Genomic DNA, 19,678 nt, shown 5'->3' on the forward strand with positions numbered 1-19,678 from the left:
CGCACCGGCAGCGCCGGGGCGGCAGCCGGCAGCGCCGAGCCGACGGGCGGCAGCGCGGCGGCGGTGGACGGTCCGGGTGGTGCCGCGCCGGACGTCGGGGCGTGCTCCGGCCCGGTCAGACGTGCAGGCCGCACTCGGTCTTCTCGAACATGGCCCAGCGGCCGGCCCGGGGGTCCTCCCCCGCCCTGGTCCGCCGGGTGCACGGCCAGCAGCCGACCGAGCCGTAGCCCCGGCTGAGCAACTCGTTGACCGGGATGTCGTAGCGGGAGATGTAGGAGTCCACGTCGGCCTGGGACCAGGCGGCGATCGGGTTCACCTTCACCTTGCCGCGTCGCGGGTCGAACGTCACCACAGGCGTGTTCGCCCGGGTCGGCGACTCGTCCCGGCGCAGCCCGGCGGCCCAGGCGTCGTACCCGGACAGGGCCCGCTCCAACGGCTCGACCTTGCGCAGCTGGCAGCAGTCGTCCGGGGAACGGTTGAACAGCCGGGGGCCGTACTCGCCGTCCTGCTGGCCGACGGTCTGCCGGGGCCGGATCGAGCGCACGTTCACCGGCAGCCGGCGGGCCACCTCGTCGCGGACCCGCAGCGTCTCCGGGAAGTGCAGCCCGGTGTCCAGGAAGATCACGTCCACCCCGGGGGCGACCCGGGACACCAGGTGGGCCAGCACGGCGTCGGCCATCGAGCTGGTCACGCAGAACCGGTCGCCGAAGGTGTCGGCCGCCCACCGGGCGATCTCCAGCGCCGGCGCGCCCTCCAGCTCGCGGCCGGCCCGCTCGGCCAGCGCCCGCAGCTCGGCCGGGTCCCGACGGGCCGGGTCGGCCGTCCTCGGGCCGCCGGGGCCGACCAGGCCCAGGCCGGCGGCGGAGAGCAGCCCGGTCACCGGGTCACCGCCCGACTCAGCAGGCCGTTGAACTTGACGGTGAAGACCCGGGCGCAGGCGTGGCACTCCCAGGCGCCGTGGCCGGCCTCGTTCGGCCGCAGGTCCTCTTCGCCGCAGTACGGGCAGTGCAGCGGCGCGGATCGGGTTTCGCTCATCGGAGTTCCTCCTCGTCGACCCTGATCACCCAGTTGGCGAACGTCTCGCCCTCGGTCCGGCCGGCCAGGTAGCGGCGGGCCAGTCGTTCCACGTACTCGGGAAGCTCGTCGGCGGTGGTCTTCAGGCCGCGCAGCTTGCGGCCGAACCCGGCGGTCTGGCCCTGGGCCATGCCCAACCCGCCGCCCAGGTGCACCTGGAAGCCCTCCACCTGCCGGCCGTCCGGGCCGACCACCAGCTGACCCTTGAGGCCGATGTCGGCGACCTGGGTGCGGGCGCAGGCGTTCGGGCAGCCGTTGATGTGGATGGAGATGTCCGCGTCGAAGTCGCGCAGCCGCTCCTCCAGCCGGGCCACCAGTTCCTCGCCGCGCGCCTTGGTCTCGACGATGGCCAGCTTGCAGAACTCGATGCCGGTGCAGGCCATGGTGCCGCGCCGCCAGGCCGACGGCCGGGCCTCCAGGCCGATCCCGCGCAGCTCGTCGACCAGGGACTCCGTCCGCGCCGGCGGCACGTCCAGCACCAGCAGCTTCTGGTACGGCGTGAGCCGCACCCGGTCGCTGCCGTGCGCCTCGACCACGTCGGCGAGCTTGGCCAGCTGCCCGCCGGAGACCCGCCCGACCACCGGGGCGGCCCCGACGTAGTTGCGCCCGTCACGCTGCCGGTGCACGCCGATGTGGTCGACCGGCTTGTCGGGCAGCTGCGGGGCCGGGCCGTCGAGCAGGGTACGCCCCAGGTACTCCTTCTCCAGCACCTCGCGGAACTTCTCCACGCCCCAGTCGGCCACCAGGAACTTCAACCGGGCCCGGTTACGCAGCCGGCGGTAGCCGTAGTCGCGGAAGATGCCGACCACGCCCGCCCAGACGTCCGGCACCTCGGCCAGCGGCACCCAGACGCCGAGCCGCTTGGCCAGCATCGGGTTGGTGGACAGGCCGCCGCCGACCCAGACGTCGAAGCCGGGGCCGTGCTCCGGGTGGTCGACCCCGAGGAAGGCGATGTCGTTCGCCTCGTACGGGGTGTCGACCAGCCACGAGATGGTGGTCTTGAACTTGCGGGGCAGGTTCGAGTACGCCTTGTCGCCGACGTACCGGCGGACGATCTCGTCGAGCGCGGGGGTCGGGTCGAGCACCTCGTCCTCGGCCACCCCGGCGACCGGGCTGCCCAGCACGATCCGAGGGCAGTCGCCGCACGCCTCGGTGGTCTGCAGGCCCACCGACTCCAGCCGACGCCAGATCTCCGGCATGTCCTCGACCCGGATCCAGTGGTACTGGATGTTCTGCCGGTCGGTGATGTCGGCGGTGTCCCGGGCGAACTCCCGGGAGATGTCGGCGATCACCCGGAGCTGGGCCAGGGAGAGCTGACCGCCGTCGACGCGGACCCGGAGCATGAAGAACTCGTCCTCCAGCTCGTGCGGCTCCAGCACGGCGGTGCGCCCGCCGTCGATGCCGGCCTTACGCTGGGTGTAGAGGCCCCACCAGCGGAACCGGCCCCGCAGGTCCTGCGGGTCGATCGAGGCGAACCCGCCGTGGGCGTAGATGTTCTCGATCCGGGCCCGGACGTTCAGCGGGTCGTCGTCCTTCTTGATCCGCTCGTTGGGGTTGAGCGGCTCGCGGTGGCCGAGCGCCCACTGACCCTCGCCACGGGGACGGCGGGGGGCACGGGTGGCGGGAACGGCGGTGGCCGTCGGGGTCCCGGGACGGGCCGGGGTGCTGCTGACCGCCATCGCGGCGTCCTCCGTTGTCTCTGCGGTGCCTCGGGGGGAGCGCGGACGCGGCGGCGGCCGGCCCTGGAAGGGCCGAGGACAACGGTGTCGGAACGGCCGGCGCAGAGTACGCGCCCGAGACGGATGGGTCGGGCGTCGTCAGTGGGCCGGACAGATCGCGCTGCGCACGCGGCCGTAATCGACGTGGCGACGTGCCACGAAGCGGCGGACGACAGCGGCGGTCATGCAGCCATGCTCCCACACCCTGCGGAAACCGGCCAATGACCGCGTGCCGCATCCCACATCACGGGCCGCATCCCCACCGTCACCGCCCCCGGCGGGCGGTGCGGCTCGACGGCCGGCCGGACGGTCAACGGGGGCGGTCGGGGGGCGGGGCGGCCGCCAATGGGCGCGAAAAGGGGTATCCGGCCGGAAAGACACCGCAACATCGGCCCACATAAGTCGATCGAGGGCGAGCGGCCGCTCGGACGGCAACCCGTCGGTCGGGACGGGACCCGGGACGCGTCCGGGGAGCGGACGGGCGTCGCCGCGAAGGCGACCCCGGCAGGAGGACCCGGACGACCGGTCGCCGGGGTCGCGGAGCGGGCGGACCGGCTGCGACCGACCGGGTGAATCGTCTCCGACATCAGCTCGAAAGGATGCGCACCCCACCTCGTGTCCGCCCAGGCAGCCTGGTCACCTCCGGCTCCGGCGGTGCCGCCGGGGTCGGGTGTGGGACCCTCGACCCATGGGCGCAATGTCCCAAAAAGGGCTTTCGGGTGGGCAGTCGGATGCGCACCCGCCTTTCCCTGAACCCCAACCGACGGGCCCGCACGCTGGACCGGCGGGGGTGGCGGTGTGGGCCGTTCCGCTGCTTCTCACCCTGGTCGCGGGCTGCTCGGGGATCAGCAGCGCCCAACCCTGGCGGGACGAGTTGGCCACCTGGAGCGCGGCCACCCGCCCGGTCGGGGACCTGCTCCGGCTCACCCGGACCGTCGACGCGGCGACGGGGGCGTACTACCTGGTGGTGCACGGCTGGACCGGGGTGTTCGGCGACTCCGTGGCGGCGTTGCGGCTGCCCTCGGTGCTGGCGATGGCGGGGGCGGCGGGCCTCACGGGCGTACTCGGGCGGCGGTTGTTCAGGGCGCCTGCCGGCCTGCTCGCCGGCCTGCTCTTCGCGGTCCTGCCGGGCACCTCCCGGTACGCGCAGGAGGCCCGGCCCTACGCGCTGGCGACCCTGCTCGCCGTGCTGGCCACCGTGCTGCTGGTCCGCGCCCTGGACCGTCCCGGCCGGCTGCGCTGGGCCGGCTACGCGGCGGCCGTCGCCGGGCTCGGCCTGGCCCACCTGCTCGCCCTGGGCCTGCTCGCCGCGCACGCCGTGGCGGTGCTGACGTTCGCCGCCTGGGGCCCGCCCACCACCGGCCCGACCCGCCCGGCAGCCGCCGACCGCCGACCGGGTACCGACGGACCGGGCGACGGGAGGTGGTGGGGACGGCGGCTGCCGGGTTGGGTGCTGGCCGTGTCGGCCGCCGTGGTGGTGCTGGTGCCGTTGCTGGCCACGGCACAGCGGCAGCGGTCCCACCAGCTCGACTGGGTCGCCGCTGCCCGGCTGGCGGATCTGGCGGCCCTGCCGGGTGCGCTGGCGCACAGCGGCGTGGTGGGTGGCGTGCTCGTCGGGCTCGCCGCGCTCGGGGCGACCCGCTCGGGGTGGCGGGGCCTGCTGCCGGGCCTCTGCGTACTGCTGCCGGTGCTGCTGGTCTTCGTCGCCGCGCTGGCCGTGCCCCTCTGGGTGCCGCGGTACCTGTTCTTCACCGTGCCCTTCGCCTGCCTGCTCGCCGGTGCCGCCCTGGCCGGCCCCGTACCACCAACCGGCCCTGTACCGCCGGCCGGACCCAGGCTGCCGGCCCGACCGGCGCGGACCCGACCGGCGCGCGCCCTGGCCCGTCCGGTGGGGGCGGGGCTGGCGGTGGTGGCGCTCACCGCGCTGCTCGGGCTGCCCGACCAGGCGGCGGTACGGCACAGCCACGGCTGGCCGCGCAGCGCGACCGTCGACTACCGGGGGGCGGCGGCGGTGATCGCCGCCGGCCAGCGGCCCGGCGACGCGGTGGTCTACGCGCCCCGCGACGGGTGGCTCTTCCTCGACCTCGGCATCGACTACCACCTGCCCCGCATCGCCGGTGACCGGGCTGCCGACGGGCCCCGGCCCCGGGACGTGCTGGTCGCCCAGGGGCGGCGGGACCGGGCCGACCTGTGGGTCCGCGAGTGCGACCGGCCCGCCGGGTGCCTGGCCGGTGTGGACCGGGTCTGGCTGGTGGTCGCCGGGCGGCACGACGATCCGCTCGCCGCGGTGCCGGGCGACCGGGGCGACGCGCTGCGGGCCGGGTTCACCGTCGAGCAGGTCCGACCCCGGCCGGGGGTGACGGTGGCGCTGCTCACGCGGCAACGCTGACCGCGCCCACCCCGGTCAGGCCGGTTTGCGTTCCAGCAGGACAACCCGGACCCGGTCGAACCGTTCGACGTGCCGGATCAGGAAGCGCTGCCGCAGCAGCGCCTCCCGGGCCGGCGGCAGCCCGGCCAGCGGATCGTCGAGGTGGCCGGTCTCCACCAGCCAGATCCGCCGGGTGTCGCCGAGGCAGGGCAGCGGTTCCTTGCACTCGCGGGCGGTCAGCCAGCCGGTCTGCCGGGCCGGTACGGCCACGAAGACGTCCCGGGGGTGCGTCCGGTCGCGCAGGCCGTAGTCGGTGGCCTTGCGGGCCACGTCGCTGGACCCACCGAACCCGTCGTTGTACGCGACCCCGTCACCCGGCTTGACCTGCGTCCCCAGGTAGCGCACCGCGTCGAGGTAGCGCGGCTGCCCGTCGGCCTCGTTGGAGCGGACCCGTTCCTGGGCCGGCAGGGTCTGCCAGACCAGTACCGGCAACAGCACCAGCGCACCGGCCAGCCAGGCCGCCGGCAGCCGCCCCCGGGTCGCCAACCGCGCGGTACGGCAGACCGCGAACGCGGCGAGCAGCGCCCACGCCGGGACGGTGAACAGGAAGTACCGGGCCAGGAAGAGGTGCAGCATGCCGGCGGTGAGGTAGCCGGCGGCCGGGGGCAGCACGGCCCAGATCAGCAGCATGAGCACCATGGCGCGCCACTGCCGGCCGGCGACCGCCACCGCGAGCAGGGCGAGCGCCGCGACCAGCGCCAGTGTGGCCGTCGTGCCGGTCAGGTTCGCCAGGAAGCGGAGCACGGCGTCGCCGTCGTTCTCCACCCAGGAGATCTGCCCGGACTGCCGGCTGCCGAGGATCAGCACCGGCAGGACGAACAGCCCGGCGATGCCGGTGGACGCCGCCCACCGCCACCGGGGTTCCTCGCCGCGTACCGACCGCCACAGGTGGAACAGGTGCGCGACGACCACCAGCAGCGCGACGAAGTGCAGCCAGCCGACCAGCACCAGCAGCACGCCGTACGCCCACCAGCGGCCCCGGGTCGGCCTGTCGACCGCGCGGAGGAAGAGCCAGCTGGCCGCCACCGCCGCCAGGGTGACCAGGGCGTACGAACGGGCCTCCTGGGCGTACCGGGAGACGGTGGGCAGCAGGGCGAAGACCAGGCCGGCCAGCACCCCGACCGGGGTGTCGAAGAGTCGCCGCCCGATCAGGGTGACCAGCCCGGCGGTGAGCCCGACCGCGAGCACCGACGGCAGCCGCAGGGCGGTCGTCGAGTCCCCGGTCACCGTGGTCAGCGCCGACATGACCAGGTAGTAGCCGGCGTGCACGAGGTCGATGTTGCCGACCAGCATCCGGAACTGCTCGACGGAGAGCGTCGTGACGTGCCAGGTGACCAGTTCGTCGTTCCACAGGTCCCGGGCGTCCAGCCGCCACCAACCGAGGCCGAGCGCGACGACGGTCGGCAGCAGCGCCCACCAGCCGCCGCCCCGGCCCGCCTGCCGCACCGGTGTGGCGTGGCCGGTGACCTCCGCCGGGTCGGCCTGCCCGGTCCACTGCACCGTCGGCGCGGTCACTTCACGGTCCGGATGTCGAAGCCGAAGGTGTCCTTGGCGGCGGACCGGCGGAACGCGCGCAGGGCGGCGTCGTCCCGGTCGATGTTCCACTTCCCGGAGCCGTTGATGTTGAAGTACGCCACCCCGAGGAAGTCCCTACGCCGGGCGACGTTGGTGAGCAGGTCGGTGATCTGGCCGGGTCGGCGGCTGCTCGGTTCGGCCCCGGTCTCCACGATCAGCAGCGGACGCCGGGTGAAGGTGCGGATCTGGGTGATGGTGGGAACGAAGAGGTCCTGGAACGTCTTCGGACCCCGGTTGGTGTAGTAGCCGTCCATGCCGACCCAGTCGACGTAGGCGTCCCCGGGGTAGAGCGCCCTGATGCTGACCTTGCGCAGGTAGTTGACGACGTTCGGGGTCCAGGTCCAGATCACGTTGGTGGCGCCCTGCTGGGTGAAGATGTCGTGCAGGTGCCGCCAGGCGGCGACGTACTCGGCGGCGGTGGTCTGCTTCGTCCCCCAGGAGTACCAGTGCCCGTTCATCTCGTGGGCGAAGGTGAGCGCGATCGGCAGGTTCAGGGTGCGGACGGCGGCGGCGAACTCCTTGACGTACGCGTCGTGTTTGCCGGCGGCGATGTCCCGCAGCGGCACGTCGTACGGTTCCCAGCGGATCACCGCCAGCGCACCGTAGTTGTGCAGTTCGCGGACCTCGCTGGCGGCGAACTTGTCGTCGAAGCTCTCGAAGACCGCCACCAGGTTGGGCGTCTTGCCGGTCTCCCCGGCGAACGCGCGGACCCGGCCCATCTCGGCACCGCCGGCCACGGTGACGCCGAGGTACTTGCCCTTGGGTGACTTCAGCGCGGTGACGTCGTACGCCGGGATCTGTTCCTCGGTGGCGGCGACCCCGCCGGGCCCGCCGGCGGACCCGGCGACCCGGATGTCCACCCGGCGCAGCACGGCGAACTCGGTGAACGCCAGCGCGAGCACCAGCAGGAAGGTGACCAGGTACTTCGTCCTCACCGGACGACCTCGACGTCGCGTTCCGGGTCGACCAGCAGCGCCTGCCCGACGATGGCCAGGTAGAAGACCGCACTGAGCAGGGCCGGTACGAAGATCCAGGGTTCGGGTTCGACGAGCATCCGCCACCCGGCGACGCCGGCCCAGACCAGGCCGCTGCCGGCGGTCCAGACCTTCATGCCGGTCCACAGCCGCCGGGTCTTGCTCTTCTTGGCGGTGCCGCCGGTGGGCTGCCAGCCCATCCGCCGGCCCCGGATGATGTCGATGATGGCGAAGGCGTGCGCCCACCCGTAGATCATCTTGACCGTCCAGCTCTCCAGGCCGTAGCGGTTGCGGTGCCAGAACGGGAAGATGATCAGGTTGTAGACCACGCTGGGCAGGATCAGCAGGTAGTTGGCGATCGCGATCTGGTGCGCGAACACGGTCAGCATCAGCACCGGGATGACCGGCGCGACGAAGGTGAACAGCCCGGTGTGCAGGTAGTAGCAGAAGCCGGAGATGTAGCTGAGCCGGGCCCGCAGCCGCAGCTTCGTCGACCAGAACTTCCTCGACCCGAGCAGGCTCATCGAGCCGGCGCACCAGCGGTACTGCTGGGTGAAGAACGAGTCCACGTCCGACGGGCAGAGCCCGGCGGCCAGCACGACCGGGATGTAGCGCAGGTTCCACCCCTTCATCCGCAGGTCGAAGCCGGTGTGCACGTCCTCGGAGTGCTCGATGAGGGTGGACCCGCCGATGGAGAACAGCGCGTCGCGCCGGTAGATGGCGCAACTGCCCACGCAGATCGCCGAGTCGTGGGCCTGCCGGGAGACCTGCACCGACCGGTAGAACAGCTCCTGCACCGCCCCGGCCCCCCGCTCCACCCAGGTCTGCCCCAGGTGCACCCGGAAGTACTGCGGCGACTGCACGATGCCCGCCTTCGGCTCGGCGTCGAACCAGGGCAGCATCTGGTCGAGCATGTCCTCACGGGGGACGAAGTCGGCGTCGAGGACCAGGATGAAGTCGCTCATGGTGCGTTCGAAGGCGTACCGCATGTTGCCGGCCTTCTTGAACCAGCCCCGGTTGGGTCGCCGCTGGTAGACGAAGCCGAAGGCGAGCGCCATCCGTTCCATCGCCTCGTTGGGCGAGTCGTCGAGCACGTAGACGGTGACCTCGCCCCGGTAGTGGCGGCCCATCGCCCGCACGTGCTCCCAGGTGTTGCGCAGCACGTGCGCGGGCTCGCCGCAGACCGGCAGGAAGACGTCGACGCTCGGGTACCGGGCCGGCCGCCAGGTGCGCACCAGCTCCTGGTGCCGGGCCAGGTCGAAGCCCGGGGTGAACAGGTTGACGGCCAGCGAGATGAGGTAGTACGCGACGGTGAAGAACAGCAGCGGGGCGAGCAGCCACAGCCACGGGGCGAGCCGGACGAAGAGCAGCTGGCTGGTGATCAGGCAGCCGAAGCTGACCAGCGACGGCACCATCAGGGCGGCCAGTCGCCGCTTGCGGTAGGAGACCATCTCGGCGTCCGTCGGCGGCAACGGCACCGGGGCGTACGCGGGCCGGTGCGGCGCGTCGTCGGTCCTGCGCGGGGTCCACTTCGACACCTGCCGCGGCACCCGGAACTCGGCGGTCGGCGACAGCACCGCGGCCGGATCGACCGCAGGCGGTGAGGTCATCGCTTTCGTCTCCCCCGCTCGCCGGGCCGCACGGCCTTCCCGGCAGTGCGAGCGGGATGGGTCGCCGGACGCGTCCAGGAAGCCGGGCACGGTGAACTGGCCGTGTCTGCTTGAAGGTGGAGATAGAAAACTATTCAGTCGGCCGCAAGGTGTCAATGCCCATGAATCGAACGAAAGCCTCACCGGGCCGCAGATCCCACGTCACGCTACTCACATTCACCGGAGCGTCACCGGCCGGAAACCGGTGCGTCGTCAACCGGCTCAGCCCTTCGCCAACGGCAGCACCAGCACCGCCTCGGTGCCGCCGGTCGGGCCGGGACGCAGCTCGATGCTGCCCCGCAACTCCCCGGTCACCAGCGCCCGGACGATCTGCAGGCCGAGCCGCCCACCCCGGTCGGCGTCGAACTCGGCCGGCAGCCCGCGCCCGTTGTCGGTCACCGAGACGTGCAACTGCTTGCGCTGCCGGTGCGCCGAGACGACCACCTCGGGCCGGGTCGCCGGCTCCACCGCCTCGGCCCCCTCCTCGGCCGGCGGGAAGCCGTGCTCGACGGCGTTGAGCAGCAACTCGTTGAGCACCATCACCAGCGAGGTGGCGATCTCGGCGGGCAGCACCCCGAAACTGCCGGTACGCCGCATCCCGACGCTCACCTCGGTCGCGGCCACCTCGGTCGCCGCGCTCGCCACCCGGTCGACGATCCCGTCGAACTCGACCGCCTCGTCGCTGGACATGGAGAGCGTCTCGTGCACCAGGGCGATGGAGGCGACCCGGCGTACCGACTCCTCCAGGGCGACCCGGGCCTCCGGCATCGCGACCCGGCGGGCCTGCAGGCGCAACAGCGCGGCGACGGTCTGCAGGTTGTTCTTCACCCGGTGGTGGATCTCCCGGATGGTGGCGTCCTTGGTGATCAGCGCCCGGTCGCGGCGGCGTACCTCGGTGATGTCGCGGACCAGGACCAGCGCGCCGATCGGCACCCCGGCGGGCATCAGCGGCAGCGCCCGGGTGAGCATCGTCGCCCCCCGGGCGTCGATCTCCCGGCGCGGCGGGCCCTCACCGCGCAGCGCGGCGAGGATGCCGTTGGCCGCCTCGGTGCCGTCGAGCGGGTCGCTGGCCAGCCGGCGGTGCAGCTTCGCCAGGTCCTCGCCCACCAGGTGGGAGGCGTACCCCAACCGGCGGTACGCCGACTGCGCGTTCGGGCTGGCGTAGGTGACCTTGCCGCCCGCGTCGAGCCGGACCAGCCCGTCGCCGACCCGGGGCGCGGAGGTGGTCTCCCCCGGGTGCCGGGGCGGCGGGAAGGTGCCGTCGGCGATCATCTGGGCCAGGTCGTCGGCGGTGGTGAGGTAGTTCAGTTCCAGCTGGCTGGGGGTGCGGGCGGTGGACAGGTTGGTGTCCCGGCCGACCACCGCGATCACCTCGCCGGCCTCCCCGTCGGCGGTCCGCAGCCGTACCGGGATCGCCTCGTGCCGGGCCGGCACGTCGCCGTACCAGACCGGGTCGCCCTCCCGCCAGATCCGGCCCTGCCGGTAGGCGACCTCCAGGTGGGCCACCTCCGGCCCGCCCACGATCCGGCCCACCTGGTCGTCCAGGTAGGCGGTCGGGGCGGTCGTCGGGCGGACCTGGGCGACGCAGAGGAACGTGCCGTCGGCGTCCACCGGGACCCACAGCAGCAGGTCGGCGAAGGACAGGTCGGACAGCAGCTGCCAGTCGCCGGCGATCCGGTGGAGGTGGTCGATGTCGGCCGGGCGGAGCTGGGTGTGCTCCTCGGCGAGGTCGCGCAGCGTGGACACGAGACACAGCGTGCCACGCCCACCCCGACGCCGTCCCGCTGGCCGGCCCGGCTCACATCGTCGCGGTGACCTTCTTCAGGCCACGCGGGGCGTCCGGGTCCTCGCCCCGGGCCAGCGCCAGGGCGAGGGCGAGGCGCTGCAACGGCAGGATGTCCAGCAGCGGGGCGTACCGCTCGTCGACCTCGGGCACGGCCATCCGGGTGGCCCCCTCGACCTCGGCCGAGCCGACCACCACCACGTCGGCGCGGCGTTCACCGAGCCGGGGCAGCACCTCGCCCATGGACCGGCCACCGGGGCCGGAGCCGACCACGGCCAGCACCGGCACGTCCGGGTCGGTCATCGCGAGCGGGCCGTGCAGCAGGTCCGCGCCGGAGAAGGCCAGCGCCGGCAGGTAGGACGTCTCCATCAGCTTCAGCGCCGCCTCCCGGGCGGTCGGGTACGCGTATCCCCGGCCGGTGGTGACGAGCTGGCCGGCGAACCGGTAGCGCGGGGCGAGCTGGGTCGGGGTGGGGTCGGCGAGGGTGCGCTCGGCCAGCTCGGGCAGGCGTTCCAGGTCGGCCCGCTGGTCGGCCGGCAGCGCGCCGTCCCCGGCCCGGATGCCCTCCACCAGCAGCAGCAGGGCGAGCAGTTCGGCGGTGTACGTCTTGGTGGCGGCGACCGCCCGCTCGTGCCCGGCGGCGATGTCGACGCCCAGCTCGGCGGTCTGCGCCAGCGGCGAGTCGGGGTTGTTGGTGACCGCCAGGGTGAGCGCGCCGGACTCGCGGGCGGTGCGCAGCACCTCGGTGAGGTCGGGTGAGCCGCCGCTCTGGCTGACCCCGACGACGAGCGCGTCGGAGAGGTCGGGGCGGGCCCCGTAGACGGTGACCGCGCTGGGCGAGGCGAGCCCGGCGGGCAGCCCGAGCCGGATCTCGGTCAGGTACGCCCCGTATAGGGCGGCGTGGTCGGAGGTGCCCCGGGCGGTGAAGACCACGTGCCGGGGGCGGCGTCGCGCGACGACCGCCGCGACCCGGGCGATCGCCGCGGCGTGCTCGGTGGAGAGCAACCGCGCATAACCGGCCGGCTGCTCGGCGATGTCGGCGGCCATCCCGGCCCCTGGCTGCGTCACGGAAACTCCCTTCGCTGCGCGATCGCCGCGCGTTTCATGTTCAGTCTTGCACGATTTTGTCGCCGGAGACAATCCACCGCGCACTAACGCGCAGAAGATCGGCACCGGTTGCCGGTATCCCCTACGCTTGCCCAGCCCTGGCAACCCCTGCTAGCGAGAGGCCGACGTGTCGGAGGAGCCACCCGCGCTGACCGCGGCGGAGGAACTCGCCCTCGCCCGGCTCGCGCTCGACGAGGGCGACCTGGCCCACGCCGCCGACCACCTCGCCGCCGCGCTGGTGCTGGCACCGACCCTGCCCGACACGCACGAGACGCTCACCCGGATCGCAGCCGCCTCGGGCGGTGACCTCGACCTCTTCCCGCTCGGCCAGCGGGCACACGTCGGGGCCGTGGTCGCCCGCGCCCACCTGCTCGCCGCCGCCGGCCGCCCGGCCGAGGGGCTCGACCTGCTGGTCGCCGCCACCGGCCACGCCCCCGGCGTCGACTGGGCCGGGGTGCCCTGGGTCACCGCCCCCGAGCTTGCCGAACGGCTCGACCCGGACCGCTGCGCCCGCATCCTCATGCAGGTCTGCGCCGCGGTGCCCGACCCGGTGCCCCGCGCCGGGCGGGCGCCCCTGCTGCCGTACCTCACCCTGGCCCGGCACGCGGTCGCCGCGTACCCCCGGCACGCGCTGCTGCTCGGCGCGGCGTCCGCGCTGGCCCGGCGGCTCGGCGAGGTCACCCTCGCGGTCACCTGGGCCAGCCGGGGGGTACGCGAGACGCCGTCCAAACTCGGCGAGGTCTGGCTCGGGTACGCCTACCGCAGCGCCGGGCGGACCCGCGACGCCCTGGCCGCGCTGGAACGGGCCGTCGGGCACGACCCCGACGACCTGGCCGTCTACGCCGACATCGCCGGCACCCTGGCCGACCACGGCCGGCTCGACGAGGCCCTCGGCTGGACCGACCGGGCGCTGGCCCGCGACCCGACCTTCGACTGCGCGGTGCACACCGCGCACCGGCTGCGGTTCCTGCGCGACGGCGACGTGGCGCACCTGGTCGACCTCGCCGACTTCACCCGGGACCACCCGGACGACAGCCACGAGCACACCGACCTCGCCGAGTCCTGCCGGGGACGCCCCTGGCTGGGGCAGGTCACCCCGGCGACCGGCGCGATGGTCGACGCGCTGCGGCGCACGCTCGCCGCCGACGGTTTCCCCGACGCGGCGGTACGCCTGACGACCCCGGAACCGCCGAGCGCGATGCGTACGGTCGCCGCCGCCGTGCCCGGCCTGCACGTCGAGGTGACCGGGGTGGCCGAGCCGGACCCCCGCGAGCCGCGTCGGGCCACCGGCTACCGGCTCTGGCGTTACGAGGGCACCACGGTCGCGCCGGCCCTGCCGATCCCGTCCCCGGTCGCCGCCGAGCGGGTACGCCACCTGGCCCACCCCGCCTGGCCGCACCCACCGGCCGCGTACGACGCGGCGGTCGGGCTGGCCACCCTGGACCTGGCCGACCTGCTGGGCCTGCTGGTGCACCCGCCCGACGCGCCGCCGACCGCGCTGGGCCGGGTGCTCACCGGTCAGGACCCGTCGCTGTGGGTCCGTTGCGTCCAGGTCTGGGCCTGCCTCGGCCTGCTGCACCACCGTACCGACGAGCCGTGGGCGACCTCGACCCGTCGCCGGGTGCTGGTGGAGCTGATCTGGGGCGTGGAGGACTGGATCACCGAGGCGGCGCTGTTCGCCCTGGTCACCGCCGCCTGGGTGGACCCGCCGGTACGCCCCGACGTGGCCGGGCTGGTGGCCGAGCGGCTCGCCGACGTGGCGGCCGTCGCGCAGGGCCGGCCGGTGCCGATCGCCGTCTCCCTGGCCCACCTGGCGCTGGCCGCCCCGGCCGTGGACCCGGACACCACCGCGCTGGCCCACCGGCTGCTCGCCACCCCGGCCCGGACCCGCCGGACCGGCCGGCTGGCCCGCGCCTGGCGTCGCCTCACCGCCGTGGTCCGCCGCACCCCTGACGCCCCCTGACGTCCTCCCCGCCGCCCCACCCACCATGATCGACTCATCGGGGCCGATGTAGCGGTATCCGAGTGGTCGGGATACCGCAAGGTCGGCCCAGTTGAGTCGATCATGACGACGGGGGTGGGAGCAGGCGACGCCACGCGGCCGGTCCGACCCCCGGCGGGGGCGGACCGGCCGCGACGGACGGGACGGGACGGGTCAGGAAACCGGGGCCTTGCCGAGGGCAACCTCGGCCTGCTCCTCGCCGGTGGCCTCCGGCGGCGGGACGTCGTTCGCGGTGCGGAGCGGGATCTCCTTGATGAACCAGGCGAGCACCGGCACCGCGATCGTGATGACCATCGCCCAGAAGAAGACGTGCGAGATGGCGTCGGAGAGACCGCCGAGGACCACCGCGCGCGCCTGCTCCGGCAGTTCCTTGAGCTTGTCCAGGTCCATCCCCCGGCCCTCGCCGGTGCCCCCCTCGAACGCGCTGCCGGCCGCCGAACCGGCGAGCCGGTTGGCGAAGATCGCGCCGAACAGCGAGATGCCGAACGAACCCCCGATGGAGCGGAAGAAGGTGGCCGCGCCGCTGGCCGCGCCGAGGTCCTTCTGCTCCACGCTGTTCTGCGCGATCAGCATCGAGGTCTGCATCAGGAAGCCCATGCCGGCGCCGAGGACCAGCATGTAGAGCGACGACTCGACCTTGCCGGTGTCGACCTCCAGCCGGGACAGCAGCGCCATGCCGGCGGCCATCACCACGCCGCCCACGATCGGGAACATCCGGTAGCGGCCGGTGCTGGTGATGGTCCGGCCGACCACCAGCGACACCACCAGCATGCCGAACATCAGCGGGAGCAGGAGCAGGCCGCTGTTGGTGGCCGAGGCGCCCTGCACGGTCTGCTGGTAGAGCGGCAGGAAGTTCATCGCGCCGAACATGGCGAAGCCGAGCAGGAAGCCGATCATCGAGATCAGCGCGAAGTTACGGTTGGCGAAGAGGCCGAGCGGCAGGATCGGCTCGACGACCCGTCGCTCCACGATGCCGAACGCCACCAGGCTGACCAGGGCCAGCACCGCGAGGCCGAAGATCTGCGCGGAGACCCAGTCGTACTCGTTGCCGCCCCAGGTGGTGATCAGGACGATCGCGGTGATGCCGACGGAGAGCAGCCCCGCGCCCAGCCAGTCGATCCGGTGCTCGGTGCGGTACTTCGGCAGGTGCATGGTGGTGGCCAGGATCAGCAGCGCGAGGCCACCGAGCGGCAGGTTGACGTAGAACGCCCAGCGCCAGGAGAGGTTGTCGGTGATGAAGCCGCCGACCAGCGGGCCGGCGACCATGGCGACCGCCATGATGGCGGCGATCATGCCCTGGTAGCGGCCCCGCTCGCGCGGCGGCACCAGGTCACCGATGATCGCCATCACGCCGACCATCAGACCGCCGGCGCCCAGCCCCTGCACCGCCCGGAACGCGATCAGCTCGACCATCCCGTTGCCGGTGCCGCCCAGCATCTCCGAACCGGACATCCCGCACAGCGCCGAGCCGATCAGGAAGATGACCACCGAGGTCAGGAAGACCGCCTTGCGGCCGTAGAGGTCGCCGAGCTTGCCCCAGATCGGGGTGGAGACGGTGGTGCCCAGCACGTAGGCGGTGACCACCCAGGTGAAGTGGTTGACGCCGCCGAACTCGCTGACGATCCGTGGCAGCGCCGTGCTGACGATCATGTTGTCGAGCATCGCGAGCATCATCGCGATCATGAGGCCGAACAGCACCACCCGGATGTTGGGTTTCGCCCTCGCCTGGGTTTCCTGAGTCATGGGTAAGCTCCCCCGGAGATGTGTCGCACTTACTTGCCGCCCGGCTAGTCACCTTACTAGCCGCACGGTAAGTTGGACAGCGGGACCCCGTCAAGCGAGTTGGGTGGTAGGTACAGGTGACTCAGAGCACAGGCGGCACGCGTGAGCGCATCCAGGCCGTCGCCCTGGAGCTCTTCACCGAGCAGGGATACGAGAAGACCTCGCTGCGGGAGATCGCCGAGCGGCTCGGCGTCACCAAGGCCGCCCTCTACTACCACTTCAAGAGCAAGGACGAGATCGTCAACAGCTTCGTCGAGGACCGGTTGCACCGGATGGACGAGCTGATCGACTGGGCCCGCGACCAACCGGCCAGCCGGGCCACCCGGCGGGAACTCGTCAGCCAGTACGCCGACATGATGTTCGCCACCGGGCAGTCCCAGGTGATGCGCTTCTTCGAACAGAACCAGACCGTGCTCAAGAGCCTCGCCGCCGGTCAGCAGATGCGCGAGCGGATGTACCAGCTCGCCGACGCGATCTGCCTCGGTGACGACTCCCCCCGGGCCCAGCTCCGGGCGACGCTGGTGCTGTTCGCCGTACACAGCAGCTGGTTCGCCGTCCGCACCCCGGACATCACCGACGACGAACGCAAGAAGATCGCCCTTGAGATCGCCGACGAACTGCTGGCCGGCATCGAAGAGGGCGGCCCGGCGGACCGCTGACCGGCACTCAGCCGACGGCGGGCCGGTCCGGACCGGCGGGCAGCGCCATCCGCAGGGCCAGCAGGTCGACACCGGGCAACGGCGACCAGTCCCGCTGCGGGGTACGCACGAAACCGAGCCCCGCGTACAGCCGGTGGGCGGCGTCGGCGAGCCCGCTGCGGACACAGATGACCATCGCCGAGCAGCCCTGCTCCACCGCCCGGGACAGGCAGGCCCGCACCAGCGCCACCCCCGCGCCCCGCCCCTGGGCGGCCGGGTCCACCGCCAGCATCCGGAACTCCGCCTCACCCGGCCCGGACAGCTCCGCGTACGGGCTGCCGGGCAGCACGTACGTGACCGAGCCGAGAATCGTGCCGGTAGCCCCGTCGACGGCGACCAGGATCTCGCCGTGCTCCGCCCGAGCGGCCACGTCGGCCAGCACCCCGCCGTAGCCGTTCTCGCCCTTGAGCTGACCGTCGGCCTCGTACGCGGCGACGGTCAACCGGGCCACCGCCGGGAACTCGGCCGGTACGGCCCGCCGGACCAGCAGCCCGGTCGACCGGTCGCCGGGAATCAACCGATCACCGCGATCAGGTCACCGTCCTGCACCACGTCGCCCTCGTTGACCGCGAGCTGCTCGACCACCCCGTCGGACTCGGCGACGACCGGGATCTCCATCTTCATCGACTCCAGGATCACCAGCGTGTCCCCCTCGGAGACGGCGTCCCCGGTCGACGCGACGACCTTCCACACGTTGGCCACCATCTCGGCGCGGATCTCCTCGGCCATCACGGCCCTCCCTCTCCACCGGGTGTGTCTGCGTCGGTATCCAATCACGTACCGACCCCGCGTGGGCGGGAGAGCGCCACGCCCGCCCCGGCGTACCGCTGCCGCCCCGGCGCACGACGGCGTCCGCCTGCCGCACTAGCATCATCAGGTCGGACCCGACGCCGGGAGGCCGGCGGCGTGCACGCGGTCGCGGGTCGACCGCAGCAGGGGTCGGACCCATCACGAGGAGGTCAGCATGGCGAAGAAGGCCCGTAAGAAGAAGGCCCGCAAGAAGAGCGGCGCGAACCACGGCAAGCGCCCCAACTCCTGAGCCGTTGCGGGGGGCGACCGCCGCGACGTCAGGCCCGGCCCCGCGCCGGACACACCGGTGGCCCGGGTCGAGTCGACCCGGGCCACCGTCATGTGTTCGTCCCGTCCACGGCGGTCCGCCGTGCGGGTGTCACTCGGCGAGTTCGCGGGACTCGCTGGGCTCGAAGACCACCAGCTCGGTGAGGCGTATCCGCAGCCGCTCGCGCAGCTTGTCGGGGGCGGTCTCGTTGCCGCAGCACCGGGCCACCAGCGCCCGCACCTCCTGCTCGATGCCGTACTCGCGCAGGCAGGGCCCGCACTCGTCCAGGTGGTGGCGGATCAGCGAACGGCGTTCGTCGGCGCACTCCAGGTCGAGGTAGAGGTAGACCTCCGCGAGCACTTCCCGGCAGTCCGTCTCGTGCGGCTCTCCACAGCTCACGTCACACCTCCCGACCGGCAGTGGCGGTGGTCGAACCCTTCGCGGGCTGCCCGGCGCTGAAGCCGCGCTCCGCGGCGTACCGCTCCAGCAGCTTGCGCAGGTTACGACGCCCGCGGTGCAACCGGGACATCACGGTGCCGATCGGCGTGCCCATGATGTCGGCGACCTCCTTGTACGAGAAGCCCTCGACATCGGTCAGGTAGACGGCCAGGCGGAACTCCTCCGGCAACTGCTGGAGGGCCTCCTTGACGTCGGTGTCCGGCAGCCGGTCCAGTGCCTCGGTCTCGGCCGACCGCAACCCGCTGGAGGTGTGCGACTCGGCCTCGGCGAGCTGCCAGTCGGTGATCTCCTCGGTGGGCGCCTGGATCGGCTGGCGCTGCCGCTTGCGGTAGGAGTTGATGTAGGTGTTGGTCAGGATCCGGTAGAGCCAGGCCTTCAGGTTGGTGCCCTGCTCGAACTGGTGGAAGGCGGCGTACGCCTTCAGGTACGTCTCCTGGACCAGGTCCTCGGCGTCGGCCGGGTTACGCGTCATCCGCAGCCCGGCGGCGTAGAGCTGATCGACGAAGGGCATCGCGTCCCGCTCGAAACGGGCCCTGCGTTCGTCCGTCTTCTCGGTGGTCAACCGCACATCCCCTCGCGTCGGATGCTGTCCCGCCGAGGATACGCGGACGGACCGGTCCGCAGCTTCGGTTCTGCCGGGTGTGCCCGTGCTCACCACCCGGGGGCCGGTCCCCACCGCCGGCCAGTCCGGACCGTCGAACAGCCGTCTGAGCTGCCGCGCGTCCCGATCGTCCCGCTCCCGGCTCCGCGTCTCTGTCGGCACCGGTCACCCCCCTCGCCAGATTCCTCGTCCGGGAGTCGTAACACCCGACCGACGGCCGCACATTCCACCGGCCCCCGCTCCTGGTCCCGGCCCACCGGTCGGCTACCGGAGGACTGGGACCAGGAAGGGCCTGGGAGGGACGGTCCCGACCGCCCGAACCGGAAGGTCGACACCACCGGATGCAACGAGGGGTCCGCCGGGGCGGAAACGGGTGGTCAGCGCGGCGAACCGGCCCCGGGGCGCGGGGCGGTGGACGCGGTCAGCGGGCCCACCGGTGCGTACGCAGCCAGGCGAGCACCGCGGCGGCCACCCCGGCCGGGTCCTGGCGCAGGTCGTGACGTTCGCCACGGCGCACCACCACCTGCACCGCCCCGGCGGCGACGGGCAGCCCGAACGGGTCCCGGTCGCCGTTGACCACCAGCGTCGGCAGGCCGGTGACCAGCTCGTCGGCCCGGGAGCGCTCCGGGCGGCCGGGCGGGTGCAGCGGAAAGGCCAGGGCGACGACCCCGACCGCCCCCACCGGGCCGGCCGTCCGGCAGGCCACCCGGGCGCCGCTGGACCGGCCGCCGACCAGCAGCCGCAGGTCGGGGTGCCGGCGGCGCAACACGG

General features: G+C 73.1%; 18 protein-coding genes. 4 read left to right on the forward strand and 14 right to left on the reverse strand.

The window, feature by feature from the left end:
- Positions 1–115: 115 nt before the first annotated feature.
- Genes H1A17_RS29080 through H1A17_RS29090 form a run of 3 tightly spaced genes read right to left on the reverse strand, consistent with a single transcriptional unit; the run spans position 116 to position 2,753 of the window.
- Positions 116–880, reverse strand: a complete 765-nt coding sequence (locus tag H1A17_RS29080; protein ID WP_145921529.1) for a phosphoadenylyl-sulfate reductase — start codon at positions 878–880, stop codon at positions 116–118.
- Positions 877–1,035: an IS1 family transposase gene (locus H1A17_RS29085; protein ID WP_141723017.1), complete on the reverse strand. Its 159-nt coding sequence runs from the start codon at positions 1,033–1,035 to the stop codon at positions 877–879. Before H1A17_RS29085 ends, H1A17_RS29080 begins: the two co-directional genes overlap by 4 nt.
- Positions 1,032–2,753 (reverse strand): nitrite/sulfite reductase, encoded by a 1,722-nt coding sequence (locus H1A17_RS29090; RefSeq protein ID WP_145921530.1) that lies wholly within the window; start codon positions 2,751–2,753, stop codon positions 1,032–1,034. Before H1A17_RS29090 ends, H1A17_RS29085 begins: the two co-directional genes overlap by 4 nt.
- A gap of 835 nt (positions 2,754–3,588) precedes the next feature.
- Between H1A17_RS29090 and H1A17_RS29095 the strand changes: the two genes are divergently transcribed.
- On the forward strand, positions 3,589–5,181 hold the full coding sequence (locus H1A17_RS29095; protein WP_375372843.1) for a glycosyltransferase family 39 protein: 1,593 nt from the start codon (positions 3,589–3,591) through the stop codon (positions 5,179–5,181).
- Between the two features lie 15 nt (positions 5,182–5,196).
- Here H1A17_RS29095 and H1A17_RS29100 read toward each other — a convergent pair whose 3' ends face one another.
- The 5 genes from H1A17_RS29100 to H1A17_RS29120 all read right to left on the reverse strand — a co-directional run bounded on the left by H1A17_RS29100 (position 5,197) and on the right by H1A17_RS29120 (position 12,248).
- On the reverse strand, positions 5,197–6,735 hold the full coding sequence (locus H1A17_RS29100) for a glycosyltransferase family 39 protein (RefSeq protein ID WP_194823390.1): 1,539 nt from the start codon (positions 6,733–6,735) through the stop codon (positions 5,197–5,199).
- Entirely contained in the window at positions 6,732–7,730 is a 999-nt protein-coding gene (locus tag H1A17_RS29105; protein ID WP_145921532.1) for a glycoside hydrolase family 26 protein, read from the reverse strand. Before H1A17_RS29105 ends, H1A17_RS29100 begins: the two co-directional genes overlap by 4 nt.
- Positions 7,727–9,379 carry a glycosyltransferase family 2 protein gene (locus H1A17_RS29110; protein WP_205789231.1) on the reverse strand — a complete coding sequence of 551 codons (1,653 nt, stop codon included), beginning with the start codon at positions 9,377–9,379 and terminating at the stop codon, positions 7,727–7,729. Before H1A17_RS29110 ends, H1A17_RS29105 begins: the two co-directional genes overlap by 4 nt.
- 261 nt (positions 9,380–9,640) lie before the next feature.
- Positions 9,641–11,164, reverse strand: coding sequence for a sensor histidine kinase (locus H1A17_RS29115; RefSeq protein WP_145921533.1), 1,524 nt, complete (start codon positions 11,162–11,164; stop codon positions 9,641–9,643).
- Between the two features lie 52 nt (positions 11,165–11,216).
- Positions 11,217–12,248: an SIS domain-containing protein gene (locus H1A17_RS29120; RefSeq protein ID WP_145923028.1), complete on the reverse strand. Its 1,032-nt coding sequence runs from the start codon at positions 12,246–12,248 to the stop codon at positions 11,217–11,219.
- A gap of 187 nt (positions 12,249–12,435) precedes the next feature.
- Between H1A17_RS29120 and H1A17_RS29125 the strand changes: the two genes are divergently transcribed.
- Positions 12,436–14,271, forward strand: a complete 1,836-nt coding sequence (locus tag H1A17_RS29125) for a tetratricopeptide repeat protein (RefSeq protein ID WP_145921534.1) — start codon at positions 12,436–12,438, stop codon at positions 14,269–14,271.
- A gap of 192 nt (positions 14,272–14,463) precedes the next feature.
- Here H1A17_RS29125 and H1A17_RS29130 read toward each other — a convergent pair whose 3' ends face one another.
- The gene (locus tag H1A17_RS29130) at positions 14,464–16,053 is read right to left on the reverse strand and encodes an MDR family MFS transporter (RefSeq protein WP_194823391.1); all 1,590 of its coding nucleotides are present in this window, start codon (positions 16,051–16,053) and stop codon (positions 14,464–14,466) included.
- Positions 16,054–16,169: 116 nt separating this feature from the next.
- Between H1A17_RS29130 and H1A17_RS29135 the strand changes: the two genes are divergently transcribed.
- On the forward strand, positions 16,170–16,751 hold the full coding sequence (locus H1A17_RS29135) for a TetR/AcrR family transcriptional regulator (RefSeq protein ID WP_145921536.1): 582 nt from the start codon (positions 16,170–16,172) through the stop codon (positions 16,749–16,751).
- A 7-nt stretch (positions 16,752–16,758) separates the two neighbouring features.
- Here H1A17_RS29135 and H1A17_RS29140 read toward each other — a convergent pair whose 3' ends face one another.
- Together H1A17_RS29140 and H1A17_RS29145 are read right to left on the reverse strand one after the other, a co-directional pair.
- Entirely contained in the window at positions 16,759–17,304 is a 546-nt protein-coding gene (locus H1A17_RS29140) for a GNAT family N-acetyltransferase (RefSeq protein ID WP_145923029.1), read from the reverse strand.
- Positions 17,304–17,519, reverse strand: a complete 216-nt coding sequence (locus H1A17_RS29145; RefSeq protein ID WP_194823392.1) for a biotin/lipoyl-binding carrier protein — start codon at positions 17,517–17,519, stop codon at positions 17,304–17,306. Before H1A17_RS29145 ends, H1A17_RS29140 begins: the two co-directional genes overlap by 1 nt.
- 235 nt (positions 17,520–17,754) lie before the next feature.
- On the opposite strand from H1A17_RS29145, the gene H1A17_RS35905 reads away from it, so the two are divergent.
- Positions 17,755–17,829, forward strand: coding sequence for a 50S ribosomal protein bL37 (locus tag H1A17_RS35905; protein WP_369700219.1), 75 nt, complete (start codon positions 17,755–17,757; stop codon positions 17,827–17,829).
- 129 nt (positions 17,830–17,958) lie between these two features.
- Here H1A17_RS35905 and rsrA read toward each other — a convergent pair whose 3' ends face one another.
- From rsrA to H1A17_RS29160, 3 genes are all read right to left on the reverse strand, one after another.
- Positions 17,959–18,246 carry a mycothiol system anti-sigma-R factor gene (gene rsrA, locus H1A17_RS29150; RefSeq protein ID WP_145921538.1) on the reverse strand — a complete coding sequence of 96 codons (288 nt, stop codon included), beginning with the start codon at positions 18,244–18,246 and terminating at the stop codon, positions 17,959–17,961.
- 1 nt (position 18,247) lies between these two features.
- Entirely contained in the window at positions 18,248–19,069 is an 822-nt protein-coding gene (locus H1A17_RS29155; RefSeq protein ID WP_194823393.1) for a sigma-70 family RNA polymerase sigma factor, read from the reverse strand.
- A gap of 259 nt (positions 19,070–19,328) precedes the next feature.
- Positions 19,329–19,678: alpha/beta family hydrolase (locus H1A17_RS29160; protein WP_375372844.1), on the reverse strand; the 350-nt coding region annotated here is incomplete at its 5' end.

The organism is Micromonospora sp. S-DT3-3-22 (assembly GCF_015354745.1).
GTDB classification, from domain to species: Bacteria; Actinomycetota; Actinomycetes; order Mycobacteriales; family Micromonosporaceae; genus Micromonospora; species Micromonospora wenchangensis.

Excerpts from the sequence above, each read along its gene's own strand:
- H1A17_RS29085 (WP_141723017.1), bottom strand. The coding sequence starts at position 1,035 with ATGAGCGAAACCCGATCCGCGCCGCTGCACTGCCCGTACTGCGGCGAA.
- H1A17_RS29130 (WP_194823391.1), bottom strand. The coding sequence starts at position 16,053 with ATGACTCAGGAAACCCAGGCGAGGGCGAAACCCAACATCCGGGTGGTG.
- H1A17_RS29110 (WP_205789231.1), bottom strand. The coding sequence starts at position 9,379 with ATGACCTCACCGCCTGCGGTCGATCCGGCCGCGGTGCTGTCGCCGACC.
- H1A17_RS29145 (WP_194823392.1), bottom strand. The coding sequence starts at position 17,519 with ATGGCCGAGGAGATCCGCGCCGAGATGGTGGCCAACGTGTGGAAGGTC.
- H1A17_RS29090 (WP_145921530.1), bottom strand. The coding sequence starts at position 2,753 with ATGGCGGTCAGCAGCACCCCGGCCCGTCCCGGGACCCCGACGGCCACC.
- H1A17_RS29120 (WP_145923028.1), bottom strand. The coding sequence starts at position 12,248 with ATGGCCGCCGACATCGCCGAGCAGCCGGCCGGTTATGCGCGGTTGCTC.